Annotated in this window: 19 protein-coding genes and 1 riboswitch; of the genes, 18 read left to right on the top strand and 1 reads right to left on the bottom strand. The window is 53.7% G+C overall.

What is annotated here, in order from left to right:
* The first annotated feature begins 19 nt into the window (after nucleotides 1–19).
* Nucleotides 20–140, top strand: a riboswitch (TPP riboswitch).
* Nucleotides 141–201: 61 nt separating this feature from the next.
* The 15 genes from thiS (FZ040_RS05605) (at nucleotide 202) to FZ040_RS05675 (ending at nucleotide 12,116) form a co-directional block, all read left to right on the top strand.
* A complete protein-coding gene (gene thiS, locus FZ040_RS05605; protein ID WP_149171107.1) occupies nucleotides 202–396 on the top strand; it encodes a sulfur carrier protein ThiS in 195 nt (64 codons plus the stop codon).
* A 43-nt stretch (nucleotides 397–439) separates the two neighbouring features.
* On the top strand, nucleotides 440–1,216 hold the full coding sequence (locus FZ040_RS05610; RefSeq protein WP_149171108.1) for a thiazole synthase: 777 nt from the start codon (nucleotides 440–442) through the stop codon (nucleotides 1,214–1,216).
* A gap of 12 nt (nucleotides 1,217–1,228) precedes the next feature.
* Entirely contained in the window at nucleotides 1,229–2,479 is a 1,251-nt protein-coding gene (gene thiH / locus FZ040_RS05615; RefSeq protein ID WP_149171109.1) for a 2-iminoacetate synthase ThiH, read from the top strand.
* Nucleotides 2,472–3,116, top strand: a complete 645-nt coding sequence (locus FZ040_RS05620) for a thiamine phosphate synthase (RefSeq protein WP_149171110.1) — start codon at nucleotides 2,472–2,474, stop codon at nucleotides 3,114–3,116. Before thiH ends, FZ040_RS05620 begins: the two co-directional genes overlap by 8 nt.
* A 225-nt stretch (nucleotides 3,117–3,341) precedes the next feature.
* Entirely contained in the window at nucleotides 3,342–3,551 is a 210-nt protein-coding gene (thiS, locus tag FZ040_RS05625) for a sulfur carrier protein ThiS (protein WP_033170735.1), read from the top strand.
* Complete coding sequence (locus FZ040_RS05630; RefSeq protein ID WP_149171111.1) at nucleotides 3,548–4,369, top strand: HesA/MoeB/ThiF family protein; 822 nt, start codon at nucleotides 3,548–3,550, stop codon at nucleotides 4,367–4,369. The genes thiS (FZ040_RS05625) and FZ040_RS05630 overlap by 4 nt, the downstream gene beginning before the upstream one ends.
* Nucleotides 4,370–4,381: 12 nt before the next feature.
* Nucleotides 4,382–4,795 carry a M67 family metallopeptidase gene (locus tag FZ040_RS05635; RefSeq protein ID WP_149171112.1) on the top strand — a complete coding sequence of 138 codons (414 nt, stop codon included), beginning with the start codon at nucleotides 4,382–4,384 and terminating at the stop codon, nucleotides 4,793–4,795.
* A 30-nt stretch (nucleotides 4,796–4,825) separates the two neighbouring features.
* Nucleotides 4,826–5,686, top strand: coding sequence for a 4Fe-4S binding protein (locus FZ040_RS05640; RefSeq protein WP_149171113.1), 861 nt, complete (start codon nucleotides 4,826–4,828; stop codon nucleotides 5,684–5,686).
* A complete protein-coding gene (locus tag FZ040_RS05645; RefSeq protein WP_033170738.1) occupies nucleotides 5,683–5,937 on the top strand; it encodes a sulfurtransferase TusA family protein in 255 nt (84 codons plus the stop codon). The genes FZ040_RS05640 and FZ040_RS05645 overlap by 4 nt, the downstream gene beginning before the upstream one ends.
* Complete coding sequence (locus FZ040_RS05650; protein WP_149171114.1) at nucleotides 5,934–7,160, top strand: O-acetylhomoserine aminocarboxypropyltransferase/cysteine synthase family protein; 1,227 nt, start codon at nucleotides 5,934–5,936, stop codon at nucleotides 7,158–7,160. Before FZ040_RS05645 ends, FZ040_RS05650 begins: the two co-directional genes overlap by 4 nt.
* Before the next feature lie 166 nt (nucleotides 7,161–7,326).
* Nucleotides 7,327–8,283 (top strand): serine O-acetyltransferase, encoded by a 957-nt coding sequence (locus FZ040_RS05655; protein WP_149171115.1) that lies wholly within the window; start codon nucleotides 7,327–7,329, stop codon nucleotides 8,281–8,283.
* Between the two features lie 180 nt (nucleotides 8,284–8,463).
* The gene (locus FZ040_RS05660) at nucleotides 8,464–9,267 is read left to right on the top strand and encodes a basic amino acid ABC transporter substrate-binding protein (protein WP_149171116.1); all 804 of its coding nucleotides are present in this window, start codon (nucleotides 8,464–8,466) and stop codon (nucleotides 9,265–9,267) included.
* Nucleotides 9,268–9,288: 21 nt separating this feature from the next.
* Nucleotides 9,289–10,233: a homocysteine S-methyltransferase gene (gene mmuM, locus FZ040_RS05665; RefSeq protein WP_149171117.1), complete on the top strand. Its 945-nt coding sequence runs from the start codon at nucleotides 9,289–9,291 to the stop codon at nucleotides 10,231–10,233.
* Between the two features lie 190 nt (nucleotides 10,234–10,423).
* Nucleotides 10,424–11,908, top strand: coding sequence for a putative sulfate exporter family transporter (locus tag FZ040_RS05670; RefSeq protein ID WP_149171118.1), 1,485 nt, complete (start codon nucleotides 10,424–10,426; stop codon nucleotides 11,906–11,908).
* Between the two features lie 19 nt (nucleotides 11,909–11,927).
* Nucleotides 11,928–12,116 carry a hypothetical protein gene (locus FZ040_RS05675; RefSeq protein WP_149171119.1) on the top strand — a complete coding sequence of 63 codons (189 nt, stop codon included), beginning with the start codon at nucleotides 11,928–11,930 and terminating at the stop codon, nucleotides 12,114–12,116.
* A gap of 98 nt (nucleotides 12,117–12,214) precedes the next feature.
* Here FZ040_RS05675 and FZ040_RS05680 read toward each other — a convergent pair whose 3' ends face one another.
* Entirely contained in the window at nucleotides 12,215–12,775 is a 561-nt protein-coding gene (locus FZ040_RS05680) for a hypothetical protein (protein ID WP_149171120.1), read from the bottom strand.
* A 168-nt stretch (nucleotides 12,776–12,943) separates the two neighbouring features.
* Here FZ040_RS05680 and FZ040_RS05685 point away from each other — a divergent pair, with 168 nt between their 5' ends.
* From FZ040_RS05685 to FZ040_RS05690, 3 genes are all read left to right on the top strand, one after another.
* On the top strand, nucleotides 12,944–13,597 hold the full coding sequence (locus FZ040_RS05685) for a trimeric intracellular cation channel family protein (protein ID WP_149171121.1): 654 nt from the start codon (nucleotides 12,944–12,946) through the stop codon (nucleotides 13,595–13,597).
* A 104-nt stretch (nucleotides 13,598–13,701) separates the two neighbouring features.
* Nucleotides 13,702–13,866 carry a hypothetical protein gene (locus FZ040_RS13980; protein ID WP_187620261.1) on the top strand — a complete coding sequence of 55 codons (165 nt, stop codon included), beginning with the start codon at nucleotides 13,702–13,704 and terminating at the stop codon, nucleotides 13,864–13,866.
* A 179-nt stretch (nucleotides 13,867–14,045) separates the two neighbouring features.
* Nucleotides 14,046–14,828 carry a hypothetical protein gene (locus FZ040_RS05690; protein WP_149171122.1) on the top strand — a complete coding sequence of 261 codons (783 nt, stop codon included), beginning with the start codon at nucleotides 14,046–14,048 and terminating at the stop codon, nucleotides 14,826–14,828.
* Nucleotides 14,829–15,173 lie beyond the last annotated feature (345 nt).

Consider the following 15,173-nt stretch of genomic DNA (forward strand, 5'->3'; position numbering starts at 1 on the left):
GTATAATAGTCAAAGACAATTGCACAGCAAGGGGAGCTTGCCGATGGCAACATCACAGCAGGCTGAGAGGGAGTTTGTGACTCCGACCCATAACCTGATTTGGATAATGCCAACGTAGGGACGAGCGGTGAATGATACGTGTAAACCGAAGGGAACTTGCCAATCAGGCAGGTTCCCTTTTTGCATGGTAGGAGGATGCAAATGGTTAAGATAAATGGAGAGGCAAAAGAGGCTGCAGGCAGGAAGCTCTGTGATTACCTTAAAGAGGCGGGCTATGACAGCCGCGCGATTGCCGTCGAGTACAATGAGGCCATCCTGCCGAAAGCGGATTACGAGACGACCATCCTGCAGGATGGCGACGTCGTGGAAATCGTCTGCTTTATGGGTGGCGGCTGAGCAGCGGCTCAGCCGGAAATCGCTTGGAGAGGAGTAATGACAGATGGAAAAACAGGAAGATTGTTTGGTGATTGGCGGGCATGCGTTTCACTCCCGCTTTATCCTCGGCTCGGGCAAATATTCCCTGCAGCTTATCGAGGCTGCCGTGCAGGATGCCGGTGCTGAAATCGTGACGCTGGCCGTGCGCCGTGCCAATACGAAGGAGCAGGAAAATATCCTCGACTATATCCCAAACGGCGTGACGCTCTTGCCGAATACCTCGGGGGCGCGCAATGCCGACGAGGCCGTGCGCATTGCAAGGCTCGCGCGCGAGCTCGGCTGCGGGGATTTCGTCAAGATTGAGATTATGCGGGATTCGAAATACCTGCTGCCCGACAATGCTGAGACCATCAAGGCGACCGAACGGCTGGCCAACGAAGGTTTTGTGGTCATGCCGTATATGTATCCGGATTTAAATGTCGCCCGGGACCTCGTGGAGGCCGGGGCGGCGGCCGTCATGCCGCTGGCCGCGCCAATCGGTTCGAACAAGGGCCTGGCGACGAAAGCGTTTATCCAGATTCTCATCGATGAGATTGACTTGCCGATTATCGTCGATGCCGGCATCGGCAAACCTTCGGAGGCCTGCGAAGCCATGGAGATGGGGGCCGCAGCTATCATGGCCAATACGGCGCTCGCGACGGCGGGCAATCTGCCGCTGATGGCCGCAGCGTTCAAGGACGCCATCGCGGCCGGACGCAAGGCCTATCTTGCCGGGCTTGGCCGCGTGCTGACACGCGGTGCTGCCGCCTCCGACCCGCTGACTGGCTTTTTGCATGACTGAGGGGGCGGAATCATGGAGAATCAGTTTTTTGTCGATTCGGAAAAACTTAGCGAACGGGCGCTGGCCAAAAAGCATCAGCTCGAACAGGATCCCACCAGCCGCAAGGACCCCATGGAATATTTCCCCGACATGGAGCAAATTCATTCGCCGGTAAGGGAGAAGGTCATCGCGGCGATGGAGGCCTACGATTACGATTCGTATACGGCCGTCGATGTGCGGCGGGCACTGAATCACGAGACCTGCACCGTGGAGGACTTCAAGGCGCTGCTGTCGCCGGCGGCTCTGCCGTTTCTCGAGGAGATGGCCGCGCGGGCAAGGCTTGAGACGAGCCGTCATTTCGGCAATACGGTCTATCTGTTCACGCCGCTCTACATCGCCAACTACTGCGAGAATTACTGTGTCTATTGCGGCTTTAACTGCTACAACGACATCAAGCGCCTGCAGCTTGATGCCGGACAGATTGAGCACGAGATGAAAGTCATCGCCGCGTCGGGCATGGAGGAAATCCTGCTGCTGACTGGCGAGAGCAAGACGAAGTCAAACGTTTCGTATATCGGCGAGGCATGCAAGCTCGCGCGCAAGTATTTCAAGAACGTCGGCCTTGAAATCTATCCGGTCAACACCGAGGACTATCGTTATCTTCACGAATGCGGGGCTGATTATGTCACGGTCTTCCAGGAGACGTATGACCTCAAGAAATATGAGACGCTGCATCTTCTGGGACATAAGCGCGTCTGGCCTTACCGCTTTGAGGCACAGGAGCGCGCCTTGCGCGGCGGCATGCGCGGCGTTGGTTTTTCGGCACTCTTGGGCCTGTCGGATTTCCGCAGGGATGCGCTCGCGACGGCGCTCCATGTCTATTACTTGCAGCGCAAGTATCCGCAGGCCGAGTTTTCGCTTTCGTGTCCGCGCCTGCGGCCCATCATCAACAACGACAAGATCAATCCGCTCGATGTCGGCGAGCGGCAGCTCTGCCAGATTCTCTGCGCTTACCGCATCTTCCTGCCGTTTGCCGGCATAACGGTCTCGTCGCGCGAGAGTGCGGCCTTCCGCAATGGCATAGCCAAGATTTGCGCGACGAAGATTTCGGCCGGTGTCTCGACAGGCATAGGCGACCATGAAGAAAAATATACGGGCAAAGATGAGGAGCGCACGGGCGATGAGCAGTTTGAGATCTGCGACACGCGCAGCCTCGAGGCCATGTATGCCGATATGGCCGCCGAGGGCTTGCAGCCAGTGCTCAATGATTATCTCTATGTTTAAGCAAAAGATTGACAAGTCAACAATTGACAAGTCAGGATTTGACCGGTCAAATGTTGACTTGTCAAAAGTCATCGCCATTACGAATCGTAAATTATGCGCGGATGATTTTTATGCGCAGCTGGCGCGGATTGCCGCGCAGGGTCCACGGGCCATCGTCCTGCGGGAAAAGGATTTGGCGGCGCCCGAGTATGAACAGCTGGCCCGTGACGTCATGGGGATTGGCAGGCAGTACGGTGTGCCGGTAATCCTGCATGGACAGGCGGAGGTGGCTGCAAGGCTGCGGGCGGACGGCCTGCAGCTGCCACTTCCCAAGCTGCGGCAGCTTTCCGCCAAGGTGCGGTCAGGCTGGCAGGTCCTTGGCACTTCCTGCCATTCGCTGGCGGAGGTGGCGGAGGCTCAGCGCCTTGGCTGCTCTTATTTGGTGGCGGGGCACATTTACGAAACGGATTGCAAAAAGGGCCTGCCGGGGCGTGGTTTGGATTTCCTGCAGGCGGCCTGCCAGGCAGCAAAGATTCCGGTCTATGCCATCGGCGGCATCACGCCCGACAGGCTGGCGGAAGTAATGGCGGCCGGCGCAGCCGGTGCTTGTGTGATGAGCGGTTTGATGCAGGGTAAACATTGGCTTTACAAAAAATAAAAAATGGTTGACATTTCATGGGCGCTGTTGTAATATATCATTATCGATTTGTAAAACATATCTGTTTAATATGATTGAACGGTATCACCGTAGGTCATTCGATACACGAAAGCCTATGGGAAACGCTCAGGGCATTGAATTTACAGCTCGTGACATCTGCGGGCTGTTGTTATGGATTGCCTGGCGTTTCTCATAGGCTTTTTCTAGTTTTTGGAGGTAGAGAAAATGAAACTGACGGTTAATGGCGAGGCTTTGGAAATCGAGAAATCTATCAATGTAAGAGAGCTGCTGGTGGTGGCAAAGGCCGACCAGCCGGAATATGTAACGGTGCAGTTAAATGGCGAGTTTGTCGACCATTCCGGGTTTGACAATACGTTTGTCGGCGATGGCGATACGGTGGAATTCCTGTACTTCATGGGAGGCGGTGCAAGATGAGTGTCAGCTTGACGAATGAACAGATTGAGCGCTATTCGCGCCATATCATCCTGCAGCAGGTCGGCGGCAAGGGGCAGGAAAAACTGCTCGGCGGCAAGGTGCTCGTCATCGGCACGGGCGGTCTTGGGGCTCCGGCGGCCATGTATCTTGCGGCAGCTGGCGTCGGCCAGATTGGCCTCGTCGATTTCGATGTGGTTGACCTTTCCAATCTGCAGCGCCAGATCATCCATCAGACGAAGGATGTCGGCAAGCCGAAAATCCAGTCGGGCAAGGAGACCATCGCTGAGATGAATCCCGATGTGACGGTCCATACCTATAATGAGCTCGTCAATTCGGCCAATATCCGCGACATCATCCGCGATCAGGACTACGATTTCATCATCGATGGCACGGATAATTTCCCGGCGAAGTTCCTGATTAACGATGCCTGTGTCATGGAAAAGAAGGCCTACTCCCATGCGGGCATCATCCGGTTCCAGGGACAGCTCATGACTTATGTGCCGGGACAGGGGCCGTGCTACCGCTGCGTATTTCCGACGATGCCGCCGAAGGATGCGGTGCCAACCTGCCGCCAGGCGGGCGTGCTCGGCGTCATGGGCGGCATCATCGGCACTTTGCAGGCGACCGAGGCACTCAAGTATATCTTAGGTATCGGCGATTTGCTCAATGGCTATCTGCTGACTTATGATGCGCTGACGATGACGTTCCGCAAGGTCAAGATTCCGCACAATCACGATTGCGCGGTCTGTGGTGATCATCCGACCATCACGGAGCTCGTCGACTATGAGCAGCCAGCCTGCGACCTGCGCAATCATTAAGGAGGGAGTGCGATGGTGATTGACCTGAAATTAGCGGACTACCTGGAAATGGTGCGCCATGCCCGCGCCACAGCTCCCATTGAGGACTGTGGCCTGCTCGGCGGCCGGATCGAAGACGGTGTCAAAAAGGTGGAGAAGGTCTTTTATCTGACGAATACCGACCAGAGCGAGGAGCATTTTTCCCTGGATCCCAAGGAGCAGTTTGCGGCGGTCAAGGAGCTGCGGGCGCAGGGCCTCGTGCTTTTGGGCAACTGGCACAGCCATCCGGCCAGCCCCTCCCGACCCAGTGAGGAGGACAAGCGGCTGGCCTTCGATACCCAGGCAAGCTATTTTATTCTATCCTTGAATGGCGGCGAGCCGGTGCTCAACAGTTTCCAGGTCAGCCGCGATAAAGTGGTGACGAAGGAAGATTTGCGGATTCGCTAATGCAATGTGTGATATTTAGGAGGAATTACGATGGCAGTTGATTATAAAGAGCTCAAAAAGGGTGGCTTCATGCGGCAGAGACAGAAGGATTGTTTTTCCATGCGCCTCAAGTCCGTGGGCGGTCACTTTACGGCGGCCCAGCTGGCCACCGTGCAGCAGGTGGCGGAGAAGTTCGGTCAGGGCTATGTGCATCTGACGAGCCGGCAGGGCATCGAAATTCCGTTCATCAACGTGCAGGATATTGATGACGTCAAGAAAGCCCTGAAAGCAGGCGGCGTGGAGGTAGGCGTCTGCGGCCCGCGCGTGCGCACGATTACGGCCTGCCAGGGAGCGGCGGTCTGCCCCTCCGGTCTCATCGATACGGTCAAGCTGGCCAATGAATTTGATAAGCGCTATGGCGGCCGCGAACTGCCGCATAAGTTTAAGTTCGGTTTCACGGGCTGTCACAACAACTGCCTGAAAGCTGAGGAAAACGATATGGGCATCAAGGGCGGCGTGCGGCCCGAATGGAAGTCAGCTGCCTGTATCTACTGCGGTGTCTGTGCGGCGGTTTGCCCCGAGAAGGCCATTGAAGTGGACAAGACGGCAAAAAAACTGTCACTTGATCTTGATAAGTGCGTCTACTGCGGCAAATGCATCAAGAGCTGCCCAACCGATGCCTGGACAGGCGAGAATGGCTTTGTCGTTTCGTTTGGCGGGCTCTATGGCAACCGCATCGCCGTTGGCCGTCATTTCCTGCCGATTATTTTTGACGAAGAGAAACTCTATGAGATTGTCGATGTTGCCTTGAAATTCTTTGAGGACAACGCGAAGCCCAGTGAGCGGTTTGCCAATTGCCTGGACCGCGTCGGCTGGGAGAAGTTTGAGCAGGCAGTGGAGGAAGTATTATGAGTGAAGCATGGAAGATTGACGATACGATTGACATCACCGATGTCGTTTGTCCGATTACGTTCGTGAAGGTTAAGATGGCCCTCGAAGATTTGGACGATGGGCAGATACTGGGCGTTCACCTCAATGAAGGCGAGCCCATCCAGAACGTGCCGCGCAGCCTGAAGGATGAAGGGCATAAGGTCCTGTCGGTCAGTCAGGCTGCCGATGGCACCTATGACCTCGTCGTGCAAAAAGGCGGGCGGGAGTTATGAGATTCACGACCCGGCTGCTGCATGATTCCTTCGCGCCCGATAAGGCGACGGGGGCGGTGACGCAGCCACTTTACCAAAGCACGGCGTTCTATCAGGAAACGGCCGAGGATATGGAAAAGGTTTTTGCCGGGCGTAAGCCCGGTTTTGTCTACACGCGCGTCGGCAATCCGACGATTGCCAGCTTTGAGATGCGCATCCGTGCGCTCGAAGGCGGTGTCGGCGCAGTGGCCTGTGCCTCGGGCATGGCGGCCGTTTCGCAGGCGGTGCTCAACGTCGTCTCACAGGGCGATGAGATTGTGGCCTCGGGCGGCCTTTACGGCGGCACGAGCTCGATTTTCCGTGACCTTGCCGAATTCGGCATCACGGTGCGTTATGCCAAAGGCGATGCGCCAGCTGACTTTGAGGAACTGATCACGGAGCGCACGCGGCTCATCTATGTCGAGACCATTGGCAACCCAAAACTCAATGTCGTCGACATCAAGGCGCTGGCGGAACTTGCGCACAGCCATGAGATTCCGCTGTTTGTCGATAATACCGTCACGACGCCATATCTTTGTCGGCCGCTCGCGTTAGGCGCCGATGTCGTAATCCATTCGACATCGAAATCACTGAATGGCAATGGCAATTCCGTTGGCGGCATCGTCGTAAGCGGCGGCCGTTTTAAATGGAATCCGGTGCGGTTTCCCAAGTTCCACGATTTCCAGTTCGGTCCGATGAGTTTCAGCGTGCGGCTGCGCATGCGCATGGTCACGGATTACGGCGGCTGCATGGCGCCCTTTAATGCCTATCTGACGGGCATCGGGCTTGATACGCTGGCCTTGCGCCTGGATAGGGCCTGTACGAATGCGCTGGAACTGGCCAGGTTTTTGCAGGCGCAGGGGCTGGCGGTCAATTATCCGGGGCTTGCTGACAGTCCCTGGCATGAGACGGCGGCCAAGCAGTTTGGCAACCATTTCGGCACGCTTTTGACCGTGCGGCTCGGCACCAAGGAAAAAGCGTACCGTTTCATCAACGCGCTGAACTATGCGCTCAATGTCTCGAATATCGGCGATGCGCGCACGCTTGTTGTCCACCCGGCTTCGACGATTTTTGCCCATGCGAGTGAGGAAGAAAAACAATATGCCGGCGTGACCGATGACCTCGTGCGCATAAGTACGGGGCTTGAGGATATTGAGGATTTACTGGAAGATTTTGGCCAGGCGCTGGCAAAGCTGGTGGAATGAGAGGCACGCTTAGAAATCGGTTTTGATTGACAGACATACGCTTGTATGCTACCATGAAACAAGAATCCAATGAGTGGACAAATCAAAGGGTTCCGAATCCTGTTTTAGACAGGTTTTGGAACCCTTTTTGTATATTATATGGATATTGCCAAGAAGGAGTATCAGCATGAAGGACTATATTTCAACGGAGATACATGATATTACGAAAGATATATTGGCGGATTATGACAAGAAACGCCATATCGATAAACTCGACGTATTCAACCAGCCGGATACGAAGGTTATCTACGAGCTGATTCAGGAACTCGTGCGCGTGGCCTATCCGGGCTTTACGAAGGACAAGAGCTACCGTATCTACGATATCCGCAACAACCTGTCGATGGTCATCGAGGATATCGCTTTCCGTCTCAACAAGCAGATTGCCATCGCCCTGCGCTATGGGGAGCATCCCGACGAGGAAAAACTCGAAGCGACGCGTCTGGAAGCGCAGAAGATAACGCTGGCGTTCCTGCGCCGCATTCCCGAGATTCGCGAGTATCTGGCGACCGATGTCGAGGCGGTCTTTGATGGCGACCCCGCCGCTGAGAGCGCCGATGAAATCATCTTTGCCTATCCGGGACTCTACGCGATTACAATTTTCCGCTATGCGCATGTGCTCTATGAACTCGGCGTTCCGGTAATCCCGCGCATCATGACGGAGCTTGCTCACAGCAAGACGGGCATCGATATCAACCCGGGGGCGACGATTGGCAAGTACTTTATGATTGACCACGGCACGGGCATCGTCATCGGCGAGACGACTGAGATTGGTGAACATGTCAAGGTCTATCAGGGTGTGACGCTCGGAGCCCTTTCGACCTCAGGCGGCCGCAAACTGTTCAACAAGAAACGCCATCCGACCATCGAGGATAATGTGACCATCTACTCAGGCGCATCGATTCTCGGCGGCGATACGGTCATTGGCAAAGGGGCGGTCATCGGCGGTAACGTATTCCTGACAAAGTCGATTGCGCCTGGTACCAAGGTCAGCGTCAAGAATCAGGAACTGCGCTATAATCAAGGCAAACGCGAAGTGCAGGAAATTGAGGCGTATCCTGATTCGGCTTGGTTTTATGTGATTTAATATATGGGAGAATCCGCTGGCTCGGTATAGGGTTAGCGGATTTTTTTCTCAATAAACTGCAAGTTGCAGATGTAATAGGAGATGATATGCTATAAAACATATTGACATAGTATGCATACGGTTGTATACTTCTTTTAACATAACAATGTTGCACTATATGTAGTTGCGGAGGTACACTGTATGAGAAAAACTATCCTTTTAATACTTACGATTGTGTTTGCTGCGGCGGCGGTATTTAGTGGCTGCGCCAATGACCAGCAGGCAGTGAGCTCTGGGGAGCAGGGGCAAAGACCGGTGCTCAAGGTAGGCATGGATGCAAGCTATCCGCCGTTTGGTTCACAGGACTCGGCATCTAATGACTATGTTGGCTTTGACGTGGATATCATCAAGGCGATTGGCGAGGTTGAGGGCTTTGATGTGTCCATCAGCAATCGCGCATTCGATGGCTTGATTCCCGCGTTGCAGTCGAGGGATATCGATGTGGCAATCAACGATATTACCATTACCGATGAGCGCAAGAAGAATGTAGATTTCACCGAACGCTATTACATTGCCGGTCTGGGCGTAGTGGTGAAGGCCGACAACGATACGATCAAGACGGCCAAAGACCTTGAGGGCAAGAAACTCGGCGTATCAATCGGTTCGACGGGCGAGGAAGCGGCTCGCAAGATTCCAGGGGCTGATGTCCGTGTGTTCAATGCCATCAACGAGGCGTTCCTCGAGGTACAGAATGGCGGGGTGGATGCTGTCATCAACGACATCCCGACGAATGAATATTATGTGAGTCATACGAACAACAAGAATGTCCGCGTAGCCGAAGTCGCATTGACGCAGGAAGATCTCGGCATTGCAGTCCTCAAAGGCAATACTGAGGTGTTGCAGAAATTGAACGATGGCCTGGCAACTATCAAGAAAAACGGCAAGTTCCGTGAAATCTATCAGAAATGGTTTGGCAAGGAACCGCCGCAGGAATTGCTGCAGTAAGCTCGCGGAGGGAGGATAACCATGAATACGATAGCAGAATATTTGCAGGAATATCCCCTCATCGTGCTGGATGGTGCCTTTGGGACGGAACTGGCCCGGCGTGGCTTTGATACGAATGATGAACTCTGGTCGGCTAAGGCGCTGTTTGAGCAGCCGGAGCTTGTGCGGGCAGTACATCATGACTACTATGCGGCCGGTGCCGATATTTCCACGAGTGCAAGCTATCAGGCGACTGTTGAGGGCTTTGAGAAGAAGGGCTTTACGCGTGAGCAGGCCAGGGAGCTAATCACGCGTTCGGTGCGCTTGGTACAGGAAGCCCGTGATGATTATTGGCAGGCGACTGCGGAGGCGGGAAAGCGGCCGCGTCCGCTAGTTGCAGCCTCCGTTGGTCCATATGGTGCGTATTTGGCAGATGGCTCGGAGTACCGTGGCGACTACTCGGCCAGCCGTGCCGAGCTGGCGGATTTTCATGCCGAACGGCTCGCTATCCTCGTCGCGGCTGCGCCGGATATCCTGGCCTGTGAGACTTTGCCGCTCTTCTCTGAGGCCGAGGCAATCCTGGCGGATTTACAGCGTTATCCTGCGGCGGGGGCCTGGATTTCTTTCTCGTGCTGTGATGAGGTGCATACTTGTGGCGGGGATGATATAGCGGATTGTGCGCGTTTCCTCGACAAGCAGGAACAGGTAGCGGCTATTGGCATCAACTGTACGGCGCCGCAGCATGTGGCAGGTCTTATCCGCCGCATCCGTGAGCAGACAGACAAGCCGGTCGTCGTCTACCCGAATACGGGCGAGACCTACGATGCGGTGACGAAGACCTGGCATGGCAGTGCGACGCCATATCGTGAATTCGTGCGGCAGTGGTATGAGGCAGGGGCTCGTCTCATCGGCGGCTGTTGCCGCACGACGCCGGATGATATTCGCGGCATTGCCGCGCTGCGGCAGTCGTTGCAGGAGAAAAAATAAAAACATATTGACTATATATGCATGGTATGATATAGTATCAGCAACGATAGGAACTGACCAAAAAATTGGAGGTTCCAAGGACAGTGAAGCTTTGGGCTGGAGACTGTCCTTGGAACCTCTTTTTGTTTCTATCAGCAATTATCTTTATTTTTCGTCAAGGATTGAGCTCGTAAGAAAGGAGTGGATTGGTATGACAGCAGAACCGCATGAACTGCTTGTACAGAAACCGGGATTTTTTAGGAGTGAAGATTGGTGGGCCGTATGGCTGGGACTTTTAATCGTTGCCTTGGGGGCAGGACAGGCAGCAGGCGTTGATCTTTTGGGCTGGGTCGCCAAGTACAATGTCTGGTCGGATATCGGCAAGGCCGTGGCCCCGAATTCCAAGGAATTTGCTTTCCTCGGGGGCTTTGGCTCGATGCTGGCGACATACTTGTTCCTGCTCAGCCTCACGACGGCAGGAGCGTACTTCATGGGAAGTTCGGTCAAGCGCTTTGTTGCCGGTTTTACGATTCTCTACTGGGTAACAGTGGCTGCTAATACTGCTGGCAACTTTGCGTATCTGGCAGCTACGCCGAACAATCTGGAGAAGTTTGGTATCGGCTGGTCATTGGGCCTCGGTGAGCTCGGCTTTGTCATTGCCCTGGTGCTTGGCCTTATCATCGGGAATTTCTTTCCGAAGACTGCGGCCTTTCTGTCCACAGCTACCAAGCCGGAGTGGTATATCAAAACAGGTATCGTGATCTTAGGCATGACGATTGCCATCAAGACCGTCGGTGCGATGGGGCTGGCGAGTACCGTTATCTTCCGCGGTATCTGTGCGGTGGTTGAGGCGTATCTGATTTACTGGCCAGTCGTTTATATCATTGCCCGCAAGTTCTTCAAGTTCACGCCGGAATGGGCGGCACCGATGGCTTCTGGCATTTCCATCTGCGGTGTGGCAGCTGCGATTGCCACGGGCAGTGCCATCCGGGCCCGGGCAATCGTGCCGACGGTGCTTTCTTCGGTCATCATCGTATTCGTGGCCGTGGAACTTTTGATCCTGCCGTGGATTGCCACGACGTTTTTTGCGGATGACCCGCTGGTTGCTGGCGCCTGGATGGGACTGGCAGTCAAGAGTGATGGCGGTGCGATTGCGTCCGGTGCCATCACCGATTCGCTGATTCGTGCCAAGGCACTGGCCGAGTATGGCGTAAACTATCAGGAGGGCTGGACGCTGATGGCGGCAACGACGGCCAAGGTGTTCATCGATGTATTTATCGGTATTTGGGCGTTTGTACTGGCCGTTGTCTGGTCGGTATACCAGATTGGCGCGAAACGCAGCGAAGGCAAATCCTACAAGGTTTCGTTCCGTGAGATTGGCGATCGTTTCCCGAAATTCCTGATTGGATTCCTGGTGGTATTCGGCGGTGTGTTCCTTTGGGGCATCACGAATCCCGATATCGTAAAAGCTGCTGGGGCCGGTGCCGGACAGGCCAACCTGCTGCGCAGCATCTTCTTTGGTCTCTGCTTCTTCTCGATTGGCCTCATCACCAATGTGCGCAAGCTGTGGGCGGAGGGCCTTGGCCGCATAGTCGGTGTCTATGCCATCGCGTTGTTCGGCTTTATCCTTTGGGTAGGCCTGGGCATTTCGTATCTGTTCTACCATGGCATCCTGCCGCCAGTAGTTGGTTCGTAAACAGAAAGGATGAGATATCATGAGTGATCTTGCCATCAAAAACAGAACTGCAGACGTGGAAACAAGCGGTTATGAAGAACATCCGGAACTTATCCAGCAGAATGCAGAATGGACGGATCTTTCGCCGGTTGAGGTGAAACTGTGCGGGATATCGTTGGGGTTAGGCTTGATTTTGTTGGGCATATTCCTGTATGCATTCCGAGGCTGAAAGTAGTTGGGAGCACCAAGAGGGGGCTGTTGTCTAGACAACAGCCCCCTTTTGGTGCTCCGTTAGTTTGAAAGGAAACGGCAGTTTTGCTTGACCGGTCAAAAATAGATACGGGAAAGGTCAAGCAGTCCGTCTTTTAACAGATGGGTAAATTCCGCTTCGGAAATATTTTCGGCATAGGCGGAGAACAGCATGCCATCCTGCTGCCAATAGGCGGCATAACCATCATGACAAGCTTTGGATTCAGCGGGAACTTTTGCCATAAATACCGTTGTGTCGTCGATATTGCGCTGCAGCCATTTTACGCCGTAGATGCCGCTGATATCTTTGGTCTGCTGGCGTTTGGCCGGTGCGGTGCGCAGGGTCAGCGTCTTGCCTGGCTCACCATCGCGGGTATAGCGGATGTCTACCAGATTTTTGCTGATGACAAAGGCGTTGGAGACATGATAGCCGGAGATTTCCGGCAGGTACAATGGGGTAAAGCCGGCTGCCTGGGAGGCTTCGTGAACCGAAGCGTATTCGACCATCGGATTTGGCATACCGACAGCTGGCGAAGCACTTTTGGCAGCGGCGCTGCCAAAACTTCCCGATGCGAGCAGGCAGGCAGCAAGTAGAGCGGCCGCGTGCTTTTTTGAGGCAGAAACGATGGGTTCCATCATAAAATCACTCCTTTTACGGAAAACGTATTGTTTAATAGGATACCTCATTATAACACAATAGTTGAGTGAGTCAATATTTTTATGAAGGACAATATGAGATTTGTTTGTGGTTGACGGTTTTTTCGGGCTATTGTACGATAGGGATAGAGGAATAAAGGAGTTTTTGCTATGGATAGTTTGACCTGGGTGGTTTTTGATATTATGGGTACCATCGCCTTTGCGGTATCGGGGGCGATGGTAGCCATTGACAAGCGGATGGATGTTTTTGGCGTAATCGTGCTGGCTCTGCTGACAGCTGTGGGCGGCGGCATGGTCCGCGATGTGCTGGCCGGCATAACGCCGCCGGTAGCCTTATGCAACATCACGGATTTTATGCTGGCAATCCTGACGGCATTGTTTATTTCCTGGGGATATACCAGATGGCCCATATCCCATCGCAATCTGCAGCGTTTTTTGCTGCTCTACAATATTTGTGACACCATTGGCCTGGCGTCGTTTACGATTACGGGCATGTTGACTGGTCTGGGGCGTGAATACGGCAATCCCTATGTGCTGCCGGTACTTTTGGGCGTCATCACGGCGGTGGGCGGCGGTGTTTTGCGTGACGTTATGGCGCGGCGCATGCCGGTCGTCCTCTATAAAGATATTTATGCGACGGCGTCCTTAGTGGGAGCGTTGGTGTCGTGCCTGCTTTATCCCTATATCGGCATTCTCGCGGCGTCGTGGCTCTGCTTCGCGCTCGTCATTCTTTTGCGGGCAGGGGCGCTTCGCTACGACTGGCATTTGTTCCATCCACGTCCGGGAAAACGACTGGGGAAATAAGCGGAAAAAACAATAGATTTCTTGATTTTTTGACCACAGTTATATTATAATATGATAGGAATTAAGAGGTAGTAATCGTAAACAATCCGGGACGGGGCTGCTTTATGGAACAAGATTTGTTGTCGAGTTATGCGGTACTTTATGCGAAATTGGTTCAGCTAAGAGAAGAAGTCGAGTCGTTACAGGAAGAGGAAGCGCTTTTTCAGGAGGAAATGAATAGCAAAGCCGATGAATGGGATGAATCCTGTTTTTCGATGAATCGTATATGATTTTCGTTGTGAAAAATGGCCTGCCTGCCGTTGACAAGTCAAATTGACCGGTCAACGGCAGGCAGTTTTTGTCATTTGCTGTCTGCCGCTTGACGATTGACGCCTGGGTGCGTATGATAGTAGAAGAATTCCTATGAATTGGCATACAGTCTGTATTGTGATAGGAGGCAAGCGGAAGATTGCTGGAGAAACTGACTTTTTTGATGGAGGAATACTCGCTGAGGGTTGACCTGGTGTTTAAGGACCGTCAGCTGTATTATCGTGTGAGCAAGGGCAGTGATGAGGAAAAGGCACCGATGCAGGTGCTGGAAGGCGGCCGCCGCTGGCTGCGCCGGCTCGAAAAACTGCATCTGCCGTCCTGGCGGGCAAGCTACCAGCCAGAGACGCCGCCGGAGGTGCATCACCTTTGGCGCCTGGCTTTTAAAGATTCGAAAATCGGTATGCGCCGTATTGTTGGCGACCAGGCGTATCCTGGCAGCTGGGCAGCGTTTATTGACCTGATGAACGATATTCCGGGCGTGGAGCTTCACCGGGTAAAACAGCTCGAGCAGGTCTCACTGATCCTTCAGGATACGATGGAGAATCAAGGCGGCAATATCTATCTGCCGAAACAGAAGCGGCTGGCACTTACCGAAAAGCTCATCATCAACCGTGGCAAGCACCTGCTTGTCTTTACACGTCATAAGCAGGGCGTGGGGACGGAGCGTCATGCGTTTGATTCGGCGCGCAATGTGCCCTTGTTGCTTGAGCGCATTGCTGCGCAGGCAGCAAGATTTGGCATCCAGTCAGATACGATTGCCGACGATTTCCTGCCACAGGTAGAGTGGAAGCTGGTCTGGCACGACGGCACCGAGGACAGCGGCAGCTACACCATGCGAGGTGAAGATATGCCCGAGGCATGGAAGGAATTCATGCACGAGATTGAACTGTTTACGGGGAATGTCCGCGGCAGGATTTTTTAACCGCTGGCGGTCAGCATAGTACTAAAAAAGGGAGTCTCTGCCGGCTGGCAGAGACTCCCTTTGATTTACAAAATCACTAACTATAATTCGCAAAAATAATGCGAAATCCTTCTTTTTTCGGTGCGGTAAAAAAATAAAGCGAAAGGCGCCAGAATGGGATGAAAAAGGCTTGCTTTTGAAATTTTGAAGTGCTATTATATTAGCCAAGGGATAGGCAGACGAATGAAATGCATCCCACTCAGGAAAAAATTTCTCAAGTACGACAGCAAGGATTGTGCTTGGCGTGAAAAATTCCTTGCATAAGAGCTTCGCGGTTCGTGGATGAGGGCGGGGCTCTTTTTCTAT

Origin of the sequence: Pseudoselenomonas ruminis (genome assembly GCF_008271295.1) — a bacterium.
In the GTDB taxonomy this organism is placed as follows: Bacteria; Bacillota; Negativicutes; order Selenomonadales; family Selenomonadaceae; genus Selenomonas_A; species Selenomonas_A ruminis.